The organism is Paenibacillus sepulcri (genome assembly GCF_042647105.1).
GTDB lineage: Bacteria > Bacillota > Bacilli > Paenibacillales > Paenibacillaceae > Paenibacillus_Z > Paenibacillus_Z sepulcri.
The window spans coordinates 2,399,318-2,415,215 of record NZ_JBHRUP010000001.1 but is presented as its reverse complement, the minus strand read 5'-3'; the positions used below and the strand labels follow the sequence as shown (position 1 = coordinate 2,415,215).

15 protein-coding genes are annotated in these 15,898 nt (G+C 47.1%); all 15 read left to right on the top strand.

Features of this window, described 5'->3' with window-relative positions; all coding sequences use genetic code 11:
* Positions 1–81: 81 nt before the first annotated feature.
* The 15 genes from galU to ACFOLF_RS10630 all read left to right on the top strand — a co-directional run bounded on the left by galU (position 82) and on the right by ACFOLF_RS10630 (position 15,890).
* Positions 82–978: a UTP--glucose-1-phosphate uridylyltransferase GalU gene (gene galU / locus ACFOLF_RS10700; RefSeq protein WP_210038252.1), complete on the top strand. Its 897-nt coding sequence runs from the start codon at positions 82–84 to the stop codon at positions 976–978.
* Between the two features lie 11 nt (positions 979–989).
* Positions 990–1,688: a sugar transferase gene (locus ACFOLF_RS10695; protein ID WP_210038253.1), complete on the top strand. Its 699-nt coding sequence runs from the start codon at positions 990–992 to the stop codon at positions 1,686–1,688.
* 37 nt (positions 1,689–1,725) lie between these two features.
* Positions 1,726–2,664 carry a GDP-L-fucose synthase family protein gene (locus ACFOLF_RS10690; RefSeq protein WP_210038254.1) on the top strand — a complete coding sequence of 313 codons (939 nt, stop codon included), beginning with the start codon at positions 1,726–1,728 and terminating at the stop codon, positions 2,662–2,664.
* Between the two features lie 24 nt (positions 2,665–2,688).
* Complete coding sequence (gmd, locus tag ACFOLF_RS10685) at positions 2,689–3,681, top strand: GDP-mannose 4,6-dehydratase (RefSeq protein ID WP_210038255.1); 993 nt, start codon at positions 2,689–2,691, stop codon at positions 3,679–3,681.
* A complete protein-coding gene (locus ACFOLF_RS10680; RefSeq protein WP_210038256.1) occupies positions 3,672–4,997 on the top strand; it encodes a hypothetical protein in 1,326 nt (441 codons plus the stop codon). The genes gmd and ACFOLF_RS10680 overlap by 10 nt, the downstream gene beginning before the upstream one ends.
* Positions 4,998–5,058: 61 nt before the next feature.
* On the top strand, positions 5,059–6,126 hold the full coding sequence (locus ACFOLF_RS10675; protein ID WP_210038257.1) for a glycosyltransferase family 4 protein: 1,068 nt from the start codon (positions 5,059–5,061) through the stop codon (positions 6,124–6,126).
* A 4-nt stretch (positions 6,127–6,130) separates the two neighbouring features.
* The gene (locus tag ACFOLF_RS10670) at positions 6,131–6,691 is read left to right on the top strand and encodes a putative colanic acid biosynthesis acetyltransferase (RefSeq protein WP_210038258.1); all 561 of its coding nucleotides are present in this window, start codon (positions 6,131–6,133) and stop codon (positions 6,689–6,691) included.
* Positions 6,688–7,923: a glycosyltransferase family 4 protein gene (locus ACFOLF_RS10665; protein WP_210038259.1), complete on the top strand. Its 1,236-nt coding sequence runs from the start codon at positions 6,688–6,690 to the stop codon at positions 7,921–7,923. The genes ACFOLF_RS10670 and ACFOLF_RS10665 overlap by 4 nt, the downstream gene beginning before the upstream one ends.
* Before the next feature lie 95 nt (positions 7,924–8,018).
* Entirely contained in the window at positions 8,019–9,293 is a 1,275-nt protein-coding gene (locus tag ACFOLF_RS10660) for a UDP-N-acetylglucosamine 1-carboxyvinyltransferase (RefSeq protein WP_210038260.1), read from the top strand.
* 287 nt (positions 9,294–9,580) lie between these two features.
* Positions 9,581–9,877 (top strand): serine O-acetyltransferase, encoded by a 297-nt coding sequence (locus ACFOLF_RS10655; protein WP_379113932.1) that lies wholly within the window; start codon positions 9,581–9,583, stop codon positions 9,875–9,877.
* The gene (locus tag ACFOLF_RS10650; RefSeq protein ID WP_379219444.1) at positions 9,849–11,162 is read left to right on the top strand and encodes an oligosaccharide flippase family protein; all 1,314 of its coding nucleotides are present in this window, start codon (positions 9,849–9,851) and stop codon (positions 11,160–11,162) included. The genes ACFOLF_RS10655 and ACFOLF_RS10650 overlap by 29 nt, the downstream gene beginning before the upstream one ends.
* A 28-nt stretch (positions 11,163–11,190) precedes the next feature.
* A complete protein-coding gene (locus ACFOLF_RS10645) occupies positions 11,191–12,228 on the top strand; it encodes an NAD-dependent epimerase (RefSeq protein WP_210038263.1) in 1,038 nt (345 codons plus the stop codon).
* 45 nt (positions 12,229–12,273) lie between these two features.
* Positions 12,274–13,317, top strand: coding sequence for a glycosyltransferase (locus ACFOLF_RS10640; protein WP_210038264.1), 1,044 nt, complete (start codon positions 12,274–12,276; stop codon positions 13,315–13,317).
* Positions 13,318–13,396: 79 nt separating this feature from the next.
* On the top strand, positions 13,397–14,767 hold the full coding sequence (locus ACFOLF_RS10635; RefSeq protein WP_210038265.1) for a sugar phosphate nucleotidyltransferase: 1,371 nt from the start codon (positions 13,397–13,399) through the stop codon (positions 14,765–14,767).
* A gap of 10 nt (positions 14,768–14,777) precedes the next feature.
* Positions 14,778–15,890: a hypothetical protein gene (locus tag ACFOLF_RS10630; protein WP_210038266.1), complete on the top strand. Its 1,113-nt coding sequence runs from the start codon at positions 14,778–14,780 to the stop codon at positions 15,888–15,890.
* Positions 15,891–15,898 lie beyond the last annotated feature (8 nt).

Genomic DNA, 15,898 nt, shown 5'->3' with positions numbered 1-15,898 from the left:
TGTAGATAAAATCGATAGCTCGCATTTTTAGCAACCTAGACTTAACATATAAAAAAATATAACAGGATAGGGTGAAGTTGAATGAAAAAAGTGAGAAAAGCTATTATTCCAGCCGCAGGCATGGGGACAAGATTCCTCCCCGCCACTAAAGCGATGCCCAAGGAAATGCTGCCCATCGTCGACAAGCCAACCATCCAGTATATTGTTGAGGAAGCCATCGCTTCTGGTATTGAGGATATTATTATTGTTACCGGCCGCGGCAAGCGTGCGATTGAGGATCATTTTGACATCGCCCTGGAGCTGGAGCAAAGCTTGATGGAAAAAGGGAAATTAAGCATTCTGGAGGAGGTTCAGAAATCCTCCAATGTTGATATACATTACATACGCCAGAAGGAACCGAAAGGGCTCGGTCATGCTGTCTGGTGTGCGCGCAATTTTATCGGCGATGAACCATTTGCTGTTCTGCTGGGCGATGATATTGTCGTTTCGGAAGAACCCTGCACCAAGCAGCTGATTCATCAATATGAGAAAACGAACCGTTCCGTAATCGGTGTCCAAGCCGTCTCTTACGAGCAGACAGAACGTTATGGCATTGTCGATCCGGTGGATTCCAACGGCAAGCTTCATATGGTCAACCGTTTTGTGGAGAAACCGAAGCTGGGGAGCGCACCATCCAATCTGGCGATTATGGGACGTTATGTACTGACGCCGGAAATCTTCTACTTCCTGGAGAAGCAGGAAAAGGGGGCAGGCGGAGAGATTCAATTGACCGATGCGATTCAGCGGTTGAATGAGGTGCAGGGCGTATTCGCCTATGATTTTGAAGGCACCCGTTATGATGTAGGAGAGAAATTGGGATTCATTACGACAACCCTGGATTTTGCGCTTCGCAAAGATGAGTTGAGATTGCCTCTGCTGGAGGCCCTGGAAGGCATTCTTGAGCGCGAACATTCCAAAAATAAGATTATTTCAAGATGAGGTGATTTCAATTGGCTCCTACATCACAAAATAAAGAAGCCGAGGTTGCGCTGGAGAGCGGCTCCATCTATGGCAGCTATGGCCTGGAGCGGAAGAGTAATAAACGTTCTTATTTGATGATGAAGCGTGCAATGGATATCATCCTCGCTTTCATCGGTCTGGTTGTAATCAGTCCGGCATTTATTGTTGTCGCCATCATGATCAAGCTTGAGGACCCCAAGGGATCTGTCTTTTTTCAACAGGTGAGAGTCGGCAAGCATGAGAAGACCTTCAAGATGTTCAAGTTCCGTTCGATGGTCTCCAATGCCGAGGAGCTGCTGACGAATCTTCTCGAACAGAACGAGATCAGCGGTGCGATGTTCAAGATGAAGGATGATCCGCGGATTACAAGAATCGGCAAATTTATCCGTAAAACCAGCATCGACGAGCTGCCGCAGCTGTGGAACGTTATCCGCGGCGACATGTCGCTGGTTGGTCCCAGGCCTGCGCTCCCAAGGGAAGTCGAGGAATATACGAATTATGACAAATTGCGCCTGAGAGTCATACCGGGCTGCACGGGCTTATGGCAGGTCGGCGGCCGCAACGACCTCAGCTTTCATGAAATGGTTCAGCTCGATCTTCTTTATATCAAGCAAAGAAGCATCCTGTTTGATATCAAGATTATTTTGAAAACCGTCAAAGTGCTGCTTGGTTCCAAAGACGCTTTCTAGAACATATAGAGATAAGCCAAAGAGTGAGGTGAGAAGCATGGATTTAAACGCAAAAATATATATTGCCGGACATAAAGGACTGGTTGGATCCGCCATTCTCCGAAAATTGGAGGCAGAGGGCTATACGAATCTTGTCTGCCGCACAAGCAAGGAACTGGATTTGAGGGAGCGCGAAGCTGTGCTCCGGTTTTTCGCGGAAGAGCAAATCGATTACGTGTTTCTCGCGGCGGCCAAGGTCGGCGGCATTGCGGCGAATAATGATTATCCGGCGGACTTTATCCGCGATAATCTGTTTATTCAAACCAATGTTATCGATGCCGCTTATCAGTATAATGTGAAGAAGCTGTTATTCCTCGGTTCAACCTGTATCTATCCAAAGTATGCGCCTCAACCCCTCAAGGAAGAGTATTTGCTCACAGGTGAACTCGAGCCTACCAACGAGCCATACGCCATCGCCAAAATTGCCGGCATCAATATGTGCAAGTCATACAACCGTCAATACGGCACAAGATTCATATCGGCGATGCCTACGAATATGTACGGCCCCAATGATAATTTCGATTTGAAATCCTCTCACGTGCTTCCGGCATTAATCCGGAAATTTCATGAAGCCAAGCAAAGCGGCGCACCGGCTGTAGAGGTGTGGGGTACCGGTACTCCCAAACGAGAGTTTCTGCATTCGGACGATCTCGCTGAGGCTTGTCTGTTCCTGATGGAGCATTATGAGGACAATGAAATCATCAATATTGGCGTCGGAGAAGATATCGAGATTAAAGAATTGGCCGGGCTGATCAAATCCATTGTCGGCTATGAGGGTGATATTTCCTTCAATGCTTCGATTCCAGATGGTACGCCGCGCAAACTGGTTGATGTCACCAAGATTAACTCATTGGGCTGGAAAGCGAGAATTCCGCTTGATGAAGGACTTCGTTCGGTGTACAGCGCCTTTAATCAGGACACTCTCATCCAGGCTTAAAATCCGATTAAATGGAGGAATATTATGAAAAGAGCATTGATCACCGGCGTAACCGGTCAGGATGGTTCCTATTTGGCTGAATTGTTACTATCAAAAGGCTATCAGGTATACGGCATGCGCAGACGCACAAGCACGCCTAACTATGAGAATGTTATCCATATCAAGGATCAAATCAACTGGGTTTCGGGAGATTTGAACGATCTGGCTTCGCTTATTGAAGCGGTCAGGGTCTCGGATCCGGATGAGGTCTATAATCTTGCCGCACAATCCTTCGTGGCAGCCTCTTGGCCGCAGCCTATCGCAACGGGCCAGATGACGGCTATTGCAGTCACGAATATGCTTGAAGCGGTTCGTATTATGAAGCCGATGGCCAAATTCTATCAGGCTTCCAGCAGTGAGATGTTCGGCAAGGTGGTCGAGACTCCGCAGAAGGAAAGCACGCCTTTCTATCCGCGCAGCCCTTACGGCGTAGCAAAGTTATACGGCCACTGGATTACGGTGAACTACCGTGAAAGCTATAATATGTTCGCTTGCTCCGGCATTTTGTTCAATCATGAGTCGCCCAGACGAGGGCTGGAGTTTGTGACGAGAAAAGTAACTGACGGCGTGGCCAGAATCAAGCTTGGTCTTGCCAACGAGCTGAGGCTGGGAAATCTGGACGCACAGCGGGATTGGGGATTTGCTGGCGACTATGTCGCCGCGATGTGGCTGATGCTGCAGCAGGACACCCCGGATGATTATGTGATCTCAACTGGAGAAACCCATACGGTGCAGGAATTCGTCGAGATTGCTTTCTCTTCCGTCGGTCTTAATTGGAGAGATTATGTGGTCATGGATGAGCAGTTTATGCGTCCGGCGGAAGTGGATCTGCTGCTTGGCGATTGCACCAAAGCCAAGGAAGAGCTGGGCTGGGAATTGAAAGTAAGCTTTGAAGAACTGGTGAAGATGATGGTTCAATCGGACCTGAAGCGAATGGAAGCCATACAAAGCCAAGGGAAAGCACTTCAATGGATCTAAAGGCCCAAGCAATAAGCAAGGACTTCATCACGAAATATTTCATATTCGGGATAGGCGTCATCTGCTTAAGCGCCTGGTATTACTTTAAATCGGCGGAAATCTTTCTTTATTATGGAATTCTCGTAAATATAGCTTTAATTTACCGGGTGAGAAACAGCAAAATTCTGCAAATTATGTTTTTGTTTATTCTCACCTATACGTTGAATCTGCTGCCTTATTTTTCATTCGGCATTAATATCACCTTCTATGAACGGTTTCAGAAGGAGGATATATTCGAATTCGCCATGTTCCTGCATGTGCTGTTCCTGCTGGTCTTATACTTGTTTCTAAAAAAAGATATCAACAAAAACAAAGAAATATTTATTAACCGGCTTCCAAACAAAGACAATGCCATTGTTTATGGTCTTGGAGTATTTGCAATGTCTGTTATTCTCATTATCGGTCAAACAGGACATCGCCTGGTTGAGGGACAAGGATTTCAATTGACTCAAGGTCTTGCTATTAATGAGTATTTTCTTATTTTCACTGCCTTGGCTTATTTATTTTCTGGAAAAATCAAGGCAAGGAACCTGTTGATCATTGTTCTGTCCATTCTGTTCATTGTCAAAAATACGGTTGCGGAGGGACGGATCGAGTCCCTTCAGATGCTTCTTCTCTTATTTATTTTGTATGTCGATCACAAGAAAATATCCAATCTGTTCTTTTCCCTGGGTTCAATAGTCGGCTATTTGGTCATGACCATATTCGCTGATATCCGGGTGAGTACAGGAACGATCTCCTTGTTTAAAACAGGTCAGGATGGATCGAGATTTTTACAAAGTAATCAAGGTGATGTGTTTTACAATTCCGCCGTTTATATTGGGTTAATCAAAGAACAGGTGTTCAGTGACATGGTTCGTTCGCGTTCCTTTATTGGTTTCATCGAGCGTATATTTTTACCTTCAAAGTTTGCAACGGGCGGGGCGAATTTATCATCACTTTCCGCACAGTATGCCCAATCCGGCGGAGGCGGGCTAATCAGCACGTATTTTTATGTGTGGCTTTCCTACGCCGGAACGATTCTGATTGCTATCTTTCTGGCTATCCTATTCAACCGGGTGTATCGGGCCAAAAATCAGTATCTGCAATTTTATCTCGTGATGGTTCTTTGCACCATTCCAAGATGGTTCGCCTATGATCCCATAACACTGTTCAAGCTTACATCCTACGGAGTCGTGTTTTTCTTTTGCTTTAATCAGCTTCACACCATAGTGGGGAAAACCAGCAAGAGTGTTATCGGGCTTCCTCCTAAATTAGCAAGTCGTGCGGACCGTTAAGGGCTTGCAGTGGAGCATTCACGCAGGCCCTTAATTAATTTTAAGATGATGCAGGGTGAAAATGATGAAAAGAATTTGCTTGGTTGGCCAGCTTCCACCGCCGGTGCATGGGTTGTCCAAGGCGCTGCAAACCATTATTAATTCCAAGCTGTTCAATGAGAAGTATGATCTCTCGTATGTTGATATCAAGGATAATAAAAAAATCGCAGCGCATATCAACAAGGTGGAGAGCATCGATGTTGATATTTATTATTTCACCATCTCCCAAACTAAGATGGGCAATCTTCGCGATATGTTCATATTATGGCGGCTGCTGCGCAAGAAGAAAAGAGTGGTTATCCATTACCACGGCGGCTACTACAAGGAGCTGTACAAGCAGTTCAACCCCGTTCAGAGAATGATGAACCGGAAACTGCTGTCGCGGATCGATATTATGATCGTTCTGAGCGACGGTCTCCGGGATTTGTTCGCAGGGCTGCTTAGTCCGGAGCAGATCAGGGTTTGCGAGAATTGCATTGAGGATGATGTTTTGCTGAGCGAGACGGAGTTTGAAGCTAAGCTGAATCAGCTGTCAGCAGGCAAAGAGCAGCTGGACGTCCTTTATTTGAGCAATTTTATCAAGAGCAAGGGATATTTCGATTTGCTGCTTGCAGCCAGGCAGCTCAAGGACAATCCGGTCCATTTTCATTTTGCCGGAAAATTTTATAACGCACAGGATGAGAAGGAATTCTTTGATTTTGTAAAACACCATCAATTAGAAAATTCGGTTCGATATTACGGAATCGTGGCAGGGGAAAGCAAGAAAGAACTGCTCGCTCGATGTGACGTGTTTGCACTACCTACTTATTACCCGAACGAGGGGCAGCCGATTTCCATTATCGAGGCGATGGGAAACGGACTGACCATTATTTCGACCAAGCATGCAGGCATTCCTGATATCGTAACTTCCCATAATGGTTTTCTGGTACAACCGCAAAATCCCGACGCGCTTGCTTCCGCTATAACCGGCCTGCTTGCGGACCGGAGCCAGCTTACTGCTTTTGCCCGCGAGAACAGAAGCAAGACGCTGAAGAACTTTAAGGAAATTGATTACATCAACCGGCTGGAAGTCATAATGGATGAGGTCTGAACCGATGAATGTGGACTTGTCAAAATATGATCAATCGTGGTATTCACGGGGACGCAGCGGCGTTGTTGTGCTTCTATGGTGGTTCGTGCAGGGCACGGTGTTCAGATTCTCGCTGCACAATATGTACGGGTTCAGAAACCGCCTCTTGCGTTTGTTCGGAGCGAAGATTGGCGTCGACGTAAGAGTCAGGCCGACGGCCAAATTCACCTATCCCTGGAAAGTGAGCATTGGCGATCATTCCTGGATCGGCGATGACGTCGAGTTCTACAGCCTTGACGAGATCATCGTCGGCAGCAACTGCGTGATCTCGCAGCATTCGTACTTGTGCACCGGGAGCCATAAGCTTAATGATCCTGCTTTCGGACTGATCGTAAAGCCCATTGTGATCAAGGATGGAGCATGGATTGCGAGCGATGTGTTCGTTTGCCCCGGCGTAACGGTCTATGAGCTCGGCGTGGCGGGAGCGCGGAGCACGGTGATGAAGGATATACCGGCAGGCGAGATTCATGTCGGGTACCCTGCGAAATACTTGAAAGAACGAATAATGAAAGAGGTTATGGCATGAAGCGTAATATTGTGTTTGTCATTAATTATTTCTATCCGGATTACGCTTCAACCGGTCAACTGCTGACGGAATTATGCCTGCACATCCAGCATGACTTCAATATAACCGTTATTGCCGCGCAGCCCGGGTACGCGGGGGAGAAGAATGAGGAAAGCAAGCGGATCACCCATGACAAGCTGGAGAATATCAGCATCATTCGGATCAAGCTCCCCAAGGTTGATAAACAAAACAAGTTAAGTAGGCTGCGCTTTATTACAACCTACTTTTTTTATGCCAATATTCTGGTTCTGCGCCAGAAGAATCTTGATTTTATTTATACCATCTCCCAGCCGCCGATACTGGGCGGGTTGATTGGATCGCTTGGGAAGTTTTTCAAAAGAGCGAAGCATATTTATAACATTCAGGATTTCAATCCTGAACAGGCCGAGGCAGTAGGATTCTCCAAGAGCAAGCAGCTGTTCAAGGCGGCAAGGTGGATGGATACGCTGAATTGCAAATATGCGGATCACATCATTACTGTAGGCCAGGATATGCAGGAGACGCTGATGAGGCGTTTCGCCGACCAGAAGGTCACAGAGAATACAGTGATCAACAACTGGACGAACGAACAGGAAATTATCCCGCTGTCCAAGAAGCATCCCAAGGTCGCCGAGTTTATTGCGGAGAACGGCTGGCAGGATAAGTTTATTGTGATGTATTCGGGAAATTTGGGCCTCTATTACGACCTGGAGAATGTGATCAAGATCACCAAGGAGTTCAAGGACAAGAAGGATCTTGTTTTTGTCTTTATCGGTGAAGGGGCAGTCAAGAAGCAGATGCAGCAGTTCGTGCAGGAGAACAGCCTGGAGCAGGTCTATTTTCTCCCCTATCAGCCGATAGAAAATCTGAAATATTCGCTTAACGCAGCTGACGTTCATATGGTCGTGAATCAAAAGGGAATAAAAGGCGTATCCGTTCCAAGTAAAATCTATGGCGTCATGGCTGCTGGGAAATCCGTGCTGGGCGTTCTGGAGAGCGGCAGCGAGGCTCACCGGCTGATTGAAAAAAGCGGCTGCGGCGTCGTGGCCGAGCCGCAGGATTACGAGGAAACGATCAGGCAGCTGAATGTCCTGTATCATCTCGACCGGCGCGAGCTGGAAGCGACCGGCGCACGCGGCAGAGCCTACCTGGAGCAGCATTTGCGAAGGGATCTGTCGTTGGAGAAATACAGGAAGCTGCTTCTGTCGATGTAATAGCGCTTGACAAAAAGTCCGTTATTGAACATGTAATAGTCGTGTTTTAATGGTTTGCCTATATAAAAAAAACCTTGGATAGGGAGTGTTCAGACATGATAACGACAATGACTCAAACCAAAACCTTTGCAGTGACAGGAGGGAATGTGCTGTCGGGAACGGTAAAGCTGTCGGGTGCCAAGAATGCGGCGCTTCCGATGATCGCAGCGGCTTGCCTGGGCGAAGAGCCTACCATACTGGACAACGTGCCGGTAGAGCTGCGGGACGTGAAGATTTTGATTCAGGTTCTCAAGGAAGCCGGGGCGGAGATTCAAGTCGACGGCACAACGGTATCATGTGCGAGAGGCGCCTTTCCAAGCGGCAGCATTAACCCCATCGCAAGCGAAATCCGTTACTCGCTGCTGCTTCTCGGGCTGGCGTCGGCGCTGAAGTCCGAACTGCTTCTGCCGATGCCGGGCGGCTGCAAAATCGGTGACCGCAAATATGATCTGCATCTTCTGGGGCTCAGCAAGCTTGGCTCCGCCGTGGAGGAAACGGATGAGGGAATCCATATCGCCTCATCAGGGAATATCGGGGCTGAAATTGAATTCTACCTGCCAACGACTTCGGGGACGGAGAATATCATGATCGCTGCCGCTATCGCAGATGGCGAAACAACCATTCTCAATGCCAACACGCGGCCAGAAATTATGGAGCTTGCCAAGCTGCTCAACCTGATGGGGGCGGATGTGGAATGCTCCAACCGGGTCGTTCAGATCAAAGGCGCCAAATCCATCAAAGGCGGTATCCGCTATTCGGTCATGCCCGGCTGGGATGAGGCGGTCACCTACATCATCGCTTCGACGATGACGGGAGGCGAAATCTGCATTCCCGACTTCTCGCTGGATTTCATCAAAGAAGACGCCAGGCTCCTGAAGGAAATCGGCATTGACGTATTCGAGTGGGGCGGCTCGGTATATGCTTCCGGCAAGAAAGCGAAGCGCTCGTTCGATTTGTTCACGGCCCCTTATCCGGGAATCAATTCCGATATGCAGCCGATCTTCGCGGCCCTCGCATTCGTGGTAGACGGGAAAAGCACCATCACCGATCTGCGGTTCACGGAGCGCTTCAAATATATCGACGAGCTGAAGAAATTCGGAGGAAGCGTACACTCCTTCGGAAATACGGCAATCGTTGAAGGCGGCCGTCCGCTTAAGGGTGCGGAAGTGAAGGCGACTGATCTCCGGGGAGGCGCATCCTGCATCCTCACGGCTCTGGTGTCCGAAGGCACGACGGTGATCAGCAATGTCAGCCAGATTGAACGCGGCTATGAGAACATTGTGAGCAAGCTGCAGCAGCTGGGCGCGAACATTGAGAGCCAACAGTCCTAATACGGAACCGAGGAATCCATGTGAACGGAAAACATACATTTCGTGATCTCCGAAGCCGGGTCAGGCAGGATTTGCAGGATTGTGCGAATTCAGGATCCAGGAAGGCAAAGCTGATCACTTTCTTCTTTTCTATAAATTTTCAAGTGCTGTTCCTTTACAGACATATCACTTACTTTCAGCATCAATCGAAGCTTCATAAGGTGTTGATGCTGATCTTTTCTTATTTTTGCAAAGTCATGTTCCACTGTCATATCTCCGAGCGCTCGAAGATCGGCAGAAATCTCAAGATGCCGCATCCTACTGGCGTTGTGATCGGGGAGGATGTGATGATCGGCGACAATGTTACGATCTTTCAACAGGTCACGCTGGGAAGTCACGGCAAGCCGGGGCTGAGCAGAAGCTACCCGATCATTGAGGATCATGTGACGATCTATGCCGGTGCAAAAATTATCGGCAATGTAACGATAGGGAGAAATGCTGTAATCGGCGCTAATGCCGTCGTCACCAAGGATGTTCCCCCGAATGCGGTAGCGGTGGGCGTACCGGCTAAAATTATTGAAAAAAGAGTTGATAAAATTGGTTGAATTGGCAACAGCGCGCCGCATATCGTCAAAGACGGTAAAAGATATTATCACTACTGTTCTGACGAGGGGAGTTACGCTTTTCGGCGGATTTCTGATCTCTGTTTTGCTTGCCAGATTTCTGGGCGCCGAGGGCAGAGGCGTTGTAACCGTCATTTTTCTGGTGCCTACGCTGATGTTCACGATCGCCGAACTTGGCGTCCGGCAGGCTACGGCCTACTTTGTCGGACAGAAGGCCCATGAGTTCACTGATATTATTAAAACGACATATTTGATATGGATCGTTATGTCGATTATTTCCTTGTTGATTGTTTCCGGATATTATGGTTTGTTTTATTATGGGAAGTACAGCGGGACGCTGTTGTTGATTGCTTTGCTAAGTGTTCCGTTTACCCTGTTCACCAGATATACGAATGGAATCCTGCAAGGAAAAGACAGAATCGGTAACATTAACAATTTGGAGCTGTGGAATACAGGGCTCAATATTACATTTGTTGTTGTTCTGGTTGGTCTTTTGCGTCTTGACATACTAGGAGCAACACTTGTGAATTTCTTGCTTGCCCTTATGATTGCAGTTCAATCCTATCTGATGGTCAGAAAACTGGCGCCGTTTCAGATCGGATATATTAAGGGACTTCCTGTTCAGTTTATAAAGAAAGGTATCGCCTATGCCTTAGCGCTGTTCGTACTGCAGCTAAATTATCGAATAAACATTATGATGCTGGAACAATTCTCGGATGTAAGATCCATTGGCATTTTTACCGTTGGAACCGTACTGGCTGAATTGATCTGGCAGCTTCCTGCAGCGGTCGGAATGGTGCTCTTCGCCAAAAGCGCCAACAGCAAAACAGAACAGGAGGCTATTAACAGAGCGGCTAAACTGCTGCGAATGCTCCTTCCTGTGGCTTTGGCGGTATGTGTATTTATTGCTTTATTTTCATCAGTTATTGTTAATATCCTGTACGGGAAAGAGTTTGCCGATGCTGCGCAAGTGATCAGGCTGCTTCTTCCAGGCATCTTTATTATGTTTTTCTTTAAAGTGCTGAATGCTGATCTTGCAGGACGTGGGAAACCGCTTTTTGCCTTGGCAGCATATATTCTTCCGTTAATCCTGAATGTGGTTTTAAATTTTATTTTCATTCCGCTTTACAATATTAACGGAACAGCAATGGCATCTTCAATTAGTTATGTTATCGGAGGTCTCTTGTTCTTGGTCATCTATTCGCGCAATACCGGCGTGAAAATCAAGGATTTGCTTATTATGAAGCGGAGCGACCTGAAGAGGTAACAGCAGCCGAAGAAAGCGGGTAGAACGAATGGCTAAAATATTGGTTACCGGAGCAGCCGGTTTTATCGGATTTCATCTGGCCAACAAACTGTTGGGTGAAGGCTGCGAAGTTATTGGATTGGACAGTGTCAACGATTATTACGACCCTGCTCTGAAGCATTCCCGACTGGAGTTATTAAAGCAGCATAGTCAGTTCAAATTCTATTTGTGCCAACTGGAGAACTACGAGCAGATTGAGGAGATTTTCAAGCAGCATGAAGTCTCGGTGGTGGTGCATTTGGCGGCGCAAGCGGGAGTCCGCTACAGTATCACAAACCCAAGGGCATATATCGATTCCAACCTGACGGGTTTTATGAACATCCTGGAAGCATGCAGGCATTATAAAGCTGAACATCTGATCTATGCGTCTTCAAGCTCGGTATACGGTGCAAACACCCAAATGCCATTCTCTGTAACACATAACGTAGACCATCCTGTAAGTTTGTATGCAGCAACGAAAAAAGCGAATGAGCTTATGGCTCACACTTACAGCCATTTGTATAAATTGCCGACAACCGGCCTTCGTTTCTTTACGGTATACGGGCCGTGGGGCAGGCCTGATATGGCGTATTTCTCCTTCACTAAAGCCATTTTAAACAACGAAACAATAAAAGTATTCAATCACGGCAATATGAAACGCGACTTCACCTATATTGATGATATTGTCGATGGAATTGTGAAGCTTATTGACAAAAAGGCCGAACCAAATCCGCATTGGAACAGCGATAATCCTGATCCAAGCACAAGCACAGCCCCATACAGGATTTATAATATAGGAAACAATAATCCAGTGGAATTGAAACATTTTATTTCTGTCATTGAGAAGAAGCTTAATAGAACAGCAAACAAGGAATATCTTCCGATGCAGCCTGGCGATGTCCATGAGACTTATGCGGACGTGGATGCCTTGGTGAGAGAAATTGACTTTAAACCCCAAACTTCAATTGAAGAAGGCTTAGATAAATTTCTTGATTGGTATTTGCAGTATTACGACGTAAAAAGTGAAAATGGCATTTCCTCCAAATAATAACATCTGATTCCAGGCCAACCATGTTAAACGAGGTGTTGAATAGTGGTATCGATCGTTACCATTTACTACAATAGGGCTGAGCATGTTATAGCATCGATTCAGAGCCTGTTGGATCAAACCTATTCCGACATTGAAATCATCGCTGTTGATGATGGATCTACAGACAACACATTGGAAGTATTGCATTCCTTCACCGATTCGAGACTGAAGATTATTTCACATCCTAATCAAGGGTTCGTGAAGTCTATTATGAAGGCGGTTAGTTGTGCCTCACATGATATCATCGCAATACACGGGTCGGGAGACATCTCATTACCGGAAAGAATCGAGAAACAGGTTAAGGTGTTGACAGACAGGCCTGAAATTGGAGTAGTAGGATGTCATGTTGCAAATGAGAATGTTGTAAATAACAGTTTCATGATCAGCAAGCCCGTCATCGACGAAAAGGCAGGAATTTCAAAACAACTTCTCCATAAAAACATATTTTTGCATGGTGAAGTGATGTTTAGAAAAAGCGTCTATGATAAATCAGGCGGATATCGGGATTATTTTAAATTCGCTCAGGATTATGATTTGTGGCTAAGAATGAGTTTACACACAGACTTTGCAGTGGTACCCGAGGTCTTATATACAAGATATACATTGTCAGATGGCGTCAGCGCCTCTTCCAGTAAAATTTCCATGCAAATGTATTTTGCGGAAATTGCGCGGCAATGTTTTGATCAGCAGTCGAACGGAAAAAAAGATATTATTCAATCTCACGGCGTATATTGTGCTTTATACAGAGGAAGAACGAAGAGACTTTCATTAATTTTTTGGAGACTTTCGATTATTTCATTAACGCAAAAGGATTTAGAAGGGTCTTCTTATTTTAATGAGCTAAGCGTGAAAGAAAAATGGACGGTTAACAATATTATCTCTATCATGCTGCTGGCTCTGCTGCGAAAAAGTAAAATCATTCAAAATTTGACCTTTCATTTATTAAGCCGGATGAAAGGACATCAAAGGAAGTCCACCATTTCCGATGCGGACAGCAAGCGGACATCAGTAGTGTTCGGCGAATCAGGCGAATTGAAGAAAATGTGAGATCGCAACATTCGGATCTATAAGTATGAGCCGCAGAAGCAAACTGCCTGAACAGTACTGGAAGAAGGGAAGTGTTAGGATGAAACTGGTTCTGTTGTCCGGAGGTTCCGGAAAACGCTTATGGCCCTTATCCAATGATGCAAGGTCGAAGCAATTTCTAAAGGTGCTGGAAAACGACGATGACCAAATGGTATCCATGGTCCAGAGGGTCTGGAGCCAGATCAAGGCCAATGGCCTGGGAGACTCCAGTTATATCGCCACCAGCAAATCGCAGATCGAAATGATGCAAAGTCAGATCAGCTCTGACGTGCCTTTGATCATAGAGCCTGAACGAAGAGATACGTTCGCCGCCATTGCCTTGGCTGCCACGTATCTTTATTCATTTCAGGGCGTCAGTCTGGATGAGGTCATCGCGATTTTGCCTGTCGATCCTTTTGTCGAAAATCATTTCTTCGAATCCGTGAAACAGTTGGAGACGGTGCTTCGTTCTTCGGATGCCGATCTTGCGCTGATCGGTGTCCGGCCGACCTACCCCTCATCGAAATACGGCTATATCATACCTGAGGAGCAGGATACGGACACTTCCGACTACCGCACGGTAAGCCGCTTCCTGGAGAAGCCTACGGAGGAATACGCGGAAGAGCTGATCAGGGAGCATGCCTTATGGAACTGCGGCGTGTTTGCTTTCAAGCTTGGCTATGTCATCCAACTGCTGGAGCAGAGGGGGCATTCCATTCATTATGAGGAGCTGGCGAAGCAGTACAATACGATGTCGAAAATCAGCTTTGATTATGAAGTGGTGGAAAAAGCGGCCAATATCGTCGTCCTGCCTTATGAGGGATATTGGAAGGATCTGGGCACCTGGAATACACTGACGGAAGAGATGAAGAACAATCAGATCGGCTGGGGCACGATCAGTCATGACTGCGAGAATACGCATCTGATCAATGAAATTGATATCCCTGTATCCATTATCGGCTTGTCCAACGTTGTTGTTGCTGTCAGCCCGGACGGCATTCTGGTTACGGACAAGAGCGCAAGTCCTCGCATTAAGGATTTCATCAATTACGATCAAGGACCGATGTACGAGGAAAGGCAGTGGGGCTGGCACCGCATTCTGGATGACCAGAAATACGAGAACGGCCGCTGTGTGCTCACCAAGCGAGTCTGCATCAAGTCGGGCAAGAACCTGAGCTATCAGCTTCATTCCAACAGGGAGGAAGTATGGACGATTGTCAAGGGCGAGGGTGAATTCGTCCAGAACGGCAATTTCATGCAGGTTCAGGCGGGCAACGTGCTTCACATCCCAATGAAGACCCTGCATAGTGTCCGCGCCATCTCGGAGCTGGAAATTATCGTGGTGCAGAGCGGCGTTGAGCAGGATGTCAATCAGGTGGTTGAGATCTACACGACATGGGACGAAGTGACAGAGCACTGCATCAAGCTGTAAGGAAAGGTCCATGGCTTTTATGATAACAATTTGTTACTATATTTCTGATTATGGGTATGGGCATGCCGCGCGCAGCATAGCCGTTATCCGCAGGCTGGCGAAGCAGTCGCAAACGAGGCTCAGACTGATTGTCTGCTCTTCCCGATCGCTTGGATTTATAAAGGAATCGTTGAAGGACTGCCGCGAAGCGGAGATTGAATACCGCTCTGCCGCCAGCGACCTCGGCTACTGCCTGAAGGCGGGCTCCATTGAACCTGATCTTGAGCTGCTGAAGCTGCAATATACGAAATACATCGCTGCATTCCCTGAGGAAGTGGACAGGGAATGCATGTTTCTCCGGCAAAATAAGGTGAGCCTGGTCATTTCGGATATTTCACCAATCCCTTTGTTGGCTGCAAATCTAGTAAACGTAAGATCCGTCGGCTTGTCTAATTTTACTTGGTTTACAGCTTACAAACAGATGTTGAATGAACCGCTCCTCGAACCGCTATACGAGGCATATTCGCAAATGGATTATTTTATCGCCCTGCCAGGCTCGGGGAATGAACCCCCTTGGGGACGCCATGGCGGAATCAGAACGGATTTCTTTTGCCGCCGGTCCGACGATAAGGAACTAGACAGGCTCCGCAAGGAGATACAGCCTGACCGCTCCGGAATGATTGTCTTCTTTGCACTTGGAATGAGCATTACGGTCGATGATCTTTCCCAATTGTCCCTGTGGGAGGATGAGAGCTGCCGTTTCATCGTATCGAGCAATATGGCGGTCGACCGTGCGAATGTGATCCGGATACCGGAGGGTTACACGGAATCCCAGCATTACGTTGCCATGTCGGACATTGTGATTACCAAGCCCGGCTGGGGAACGGTAAGCGAGGCTGTTATGCTGAACAAACCGTTGATTTTGCTGGATCGCAGCCTCTTTGCCGAGGACAGGAATACGATTGAGGCATTGAACGGCCGGCACCCCTACCGTCTGATGGGATGGGGCCAGTTAAAGCATGCGGATATAAAGGAGCCTGTTCCGGCATACATTGGTCAGCAGGGTGAATCGCAAGCAAGCAGTGAATTTCCGCAGGATGCGGTGCAGGATATAAGCAATTTTATAGGCGGCTTGGTGATGTAAAAGAGAAG

Bases quoted from the DNA above. Each gene is read 5' to 3' on its own strand.
- gmd (WP_210038255.1), top strand. From the start codon at position 2,689: ATGAAAAGAGCATTGATCACCGGCGTAACCGGTCAGGATGGTTCCTAT.
- ACFOLF_RS10670 (WP_210038258.1), top strand. From the start codon at position 6,131: ATGAATGTGGACTTGTCAAAATATGATCAATCGTGGTATTCACGGGGA.
- ACFOLF_RS10665 (WP_210038259.1), top strand. From the start codon at position 6,688: ATGAAGCGTAATATTGTGTTTGTCATTAATTATTTCTATCCGGATTAC.
- ACFOLF_RS10635 (WP_210038265.1), top strand. From the start codon at position 13,397: ATGAAACTGGTTCTGTTGTCCGGAGGTTCCGGAAAACGCTTATGGCCC.
- ACFOLF_RS10680 (WP_210038256.1), top strand. From the start codon at position 3,672: ATGGATCTAAAGGCCCAAGCAATAAGCAAGGACTTCATCACGAAATAT.
- ACFOLF_RS10675 (WP_210038257.1), top strand. From the start codon at position 5,059: ATGATGAAAAGAATTTGCTTGGTTGGCCAGCTTCCACCGCCGGTGCAT.
- ACFOLF_RS10645 (WP_210038263.1), top strand. From the start codon at position 11,191: ATGGCTAAAATATTGGTTACCGGAGCAGCCGGTTTTATCGGATTTCAT.
- galU (WP_210038252.1), top strand. From the start codon at position 82: ATGAAAAAAGTGAGAAAAGCTATTATTCCAGCCGCAGGCATGGGGACA.
- ACFOLF_RS10655 (WP_379113932.1), top strand. From the start codon at position 9,581: ATGCCGCATCCTACTGGCGTTGTGATCGGGGAGGATGTGATGATCGGC.
- ACFOLF_RS10690 (WP_210038254.1), top strand. From the start codon at position 1,726: ATGGATTTAAACGCAAAAATATATATTGCCGGACATAAAGGACTGGTT.
- ACFOLF_RS10660 (WP_210038260.1), top strand. From the start codon at position 8,019: ATGATAACGACAATGACTCAAACCAAAACCTTTGCAGTGACAGGAGGG.
- ACFOLF_RS10630 (WP_210038266.1), top strand. From the start codon at position 14,778: ATGGCTTTTATGATAACAATTTGTTACTATATTTCTGATTATGGGTAT.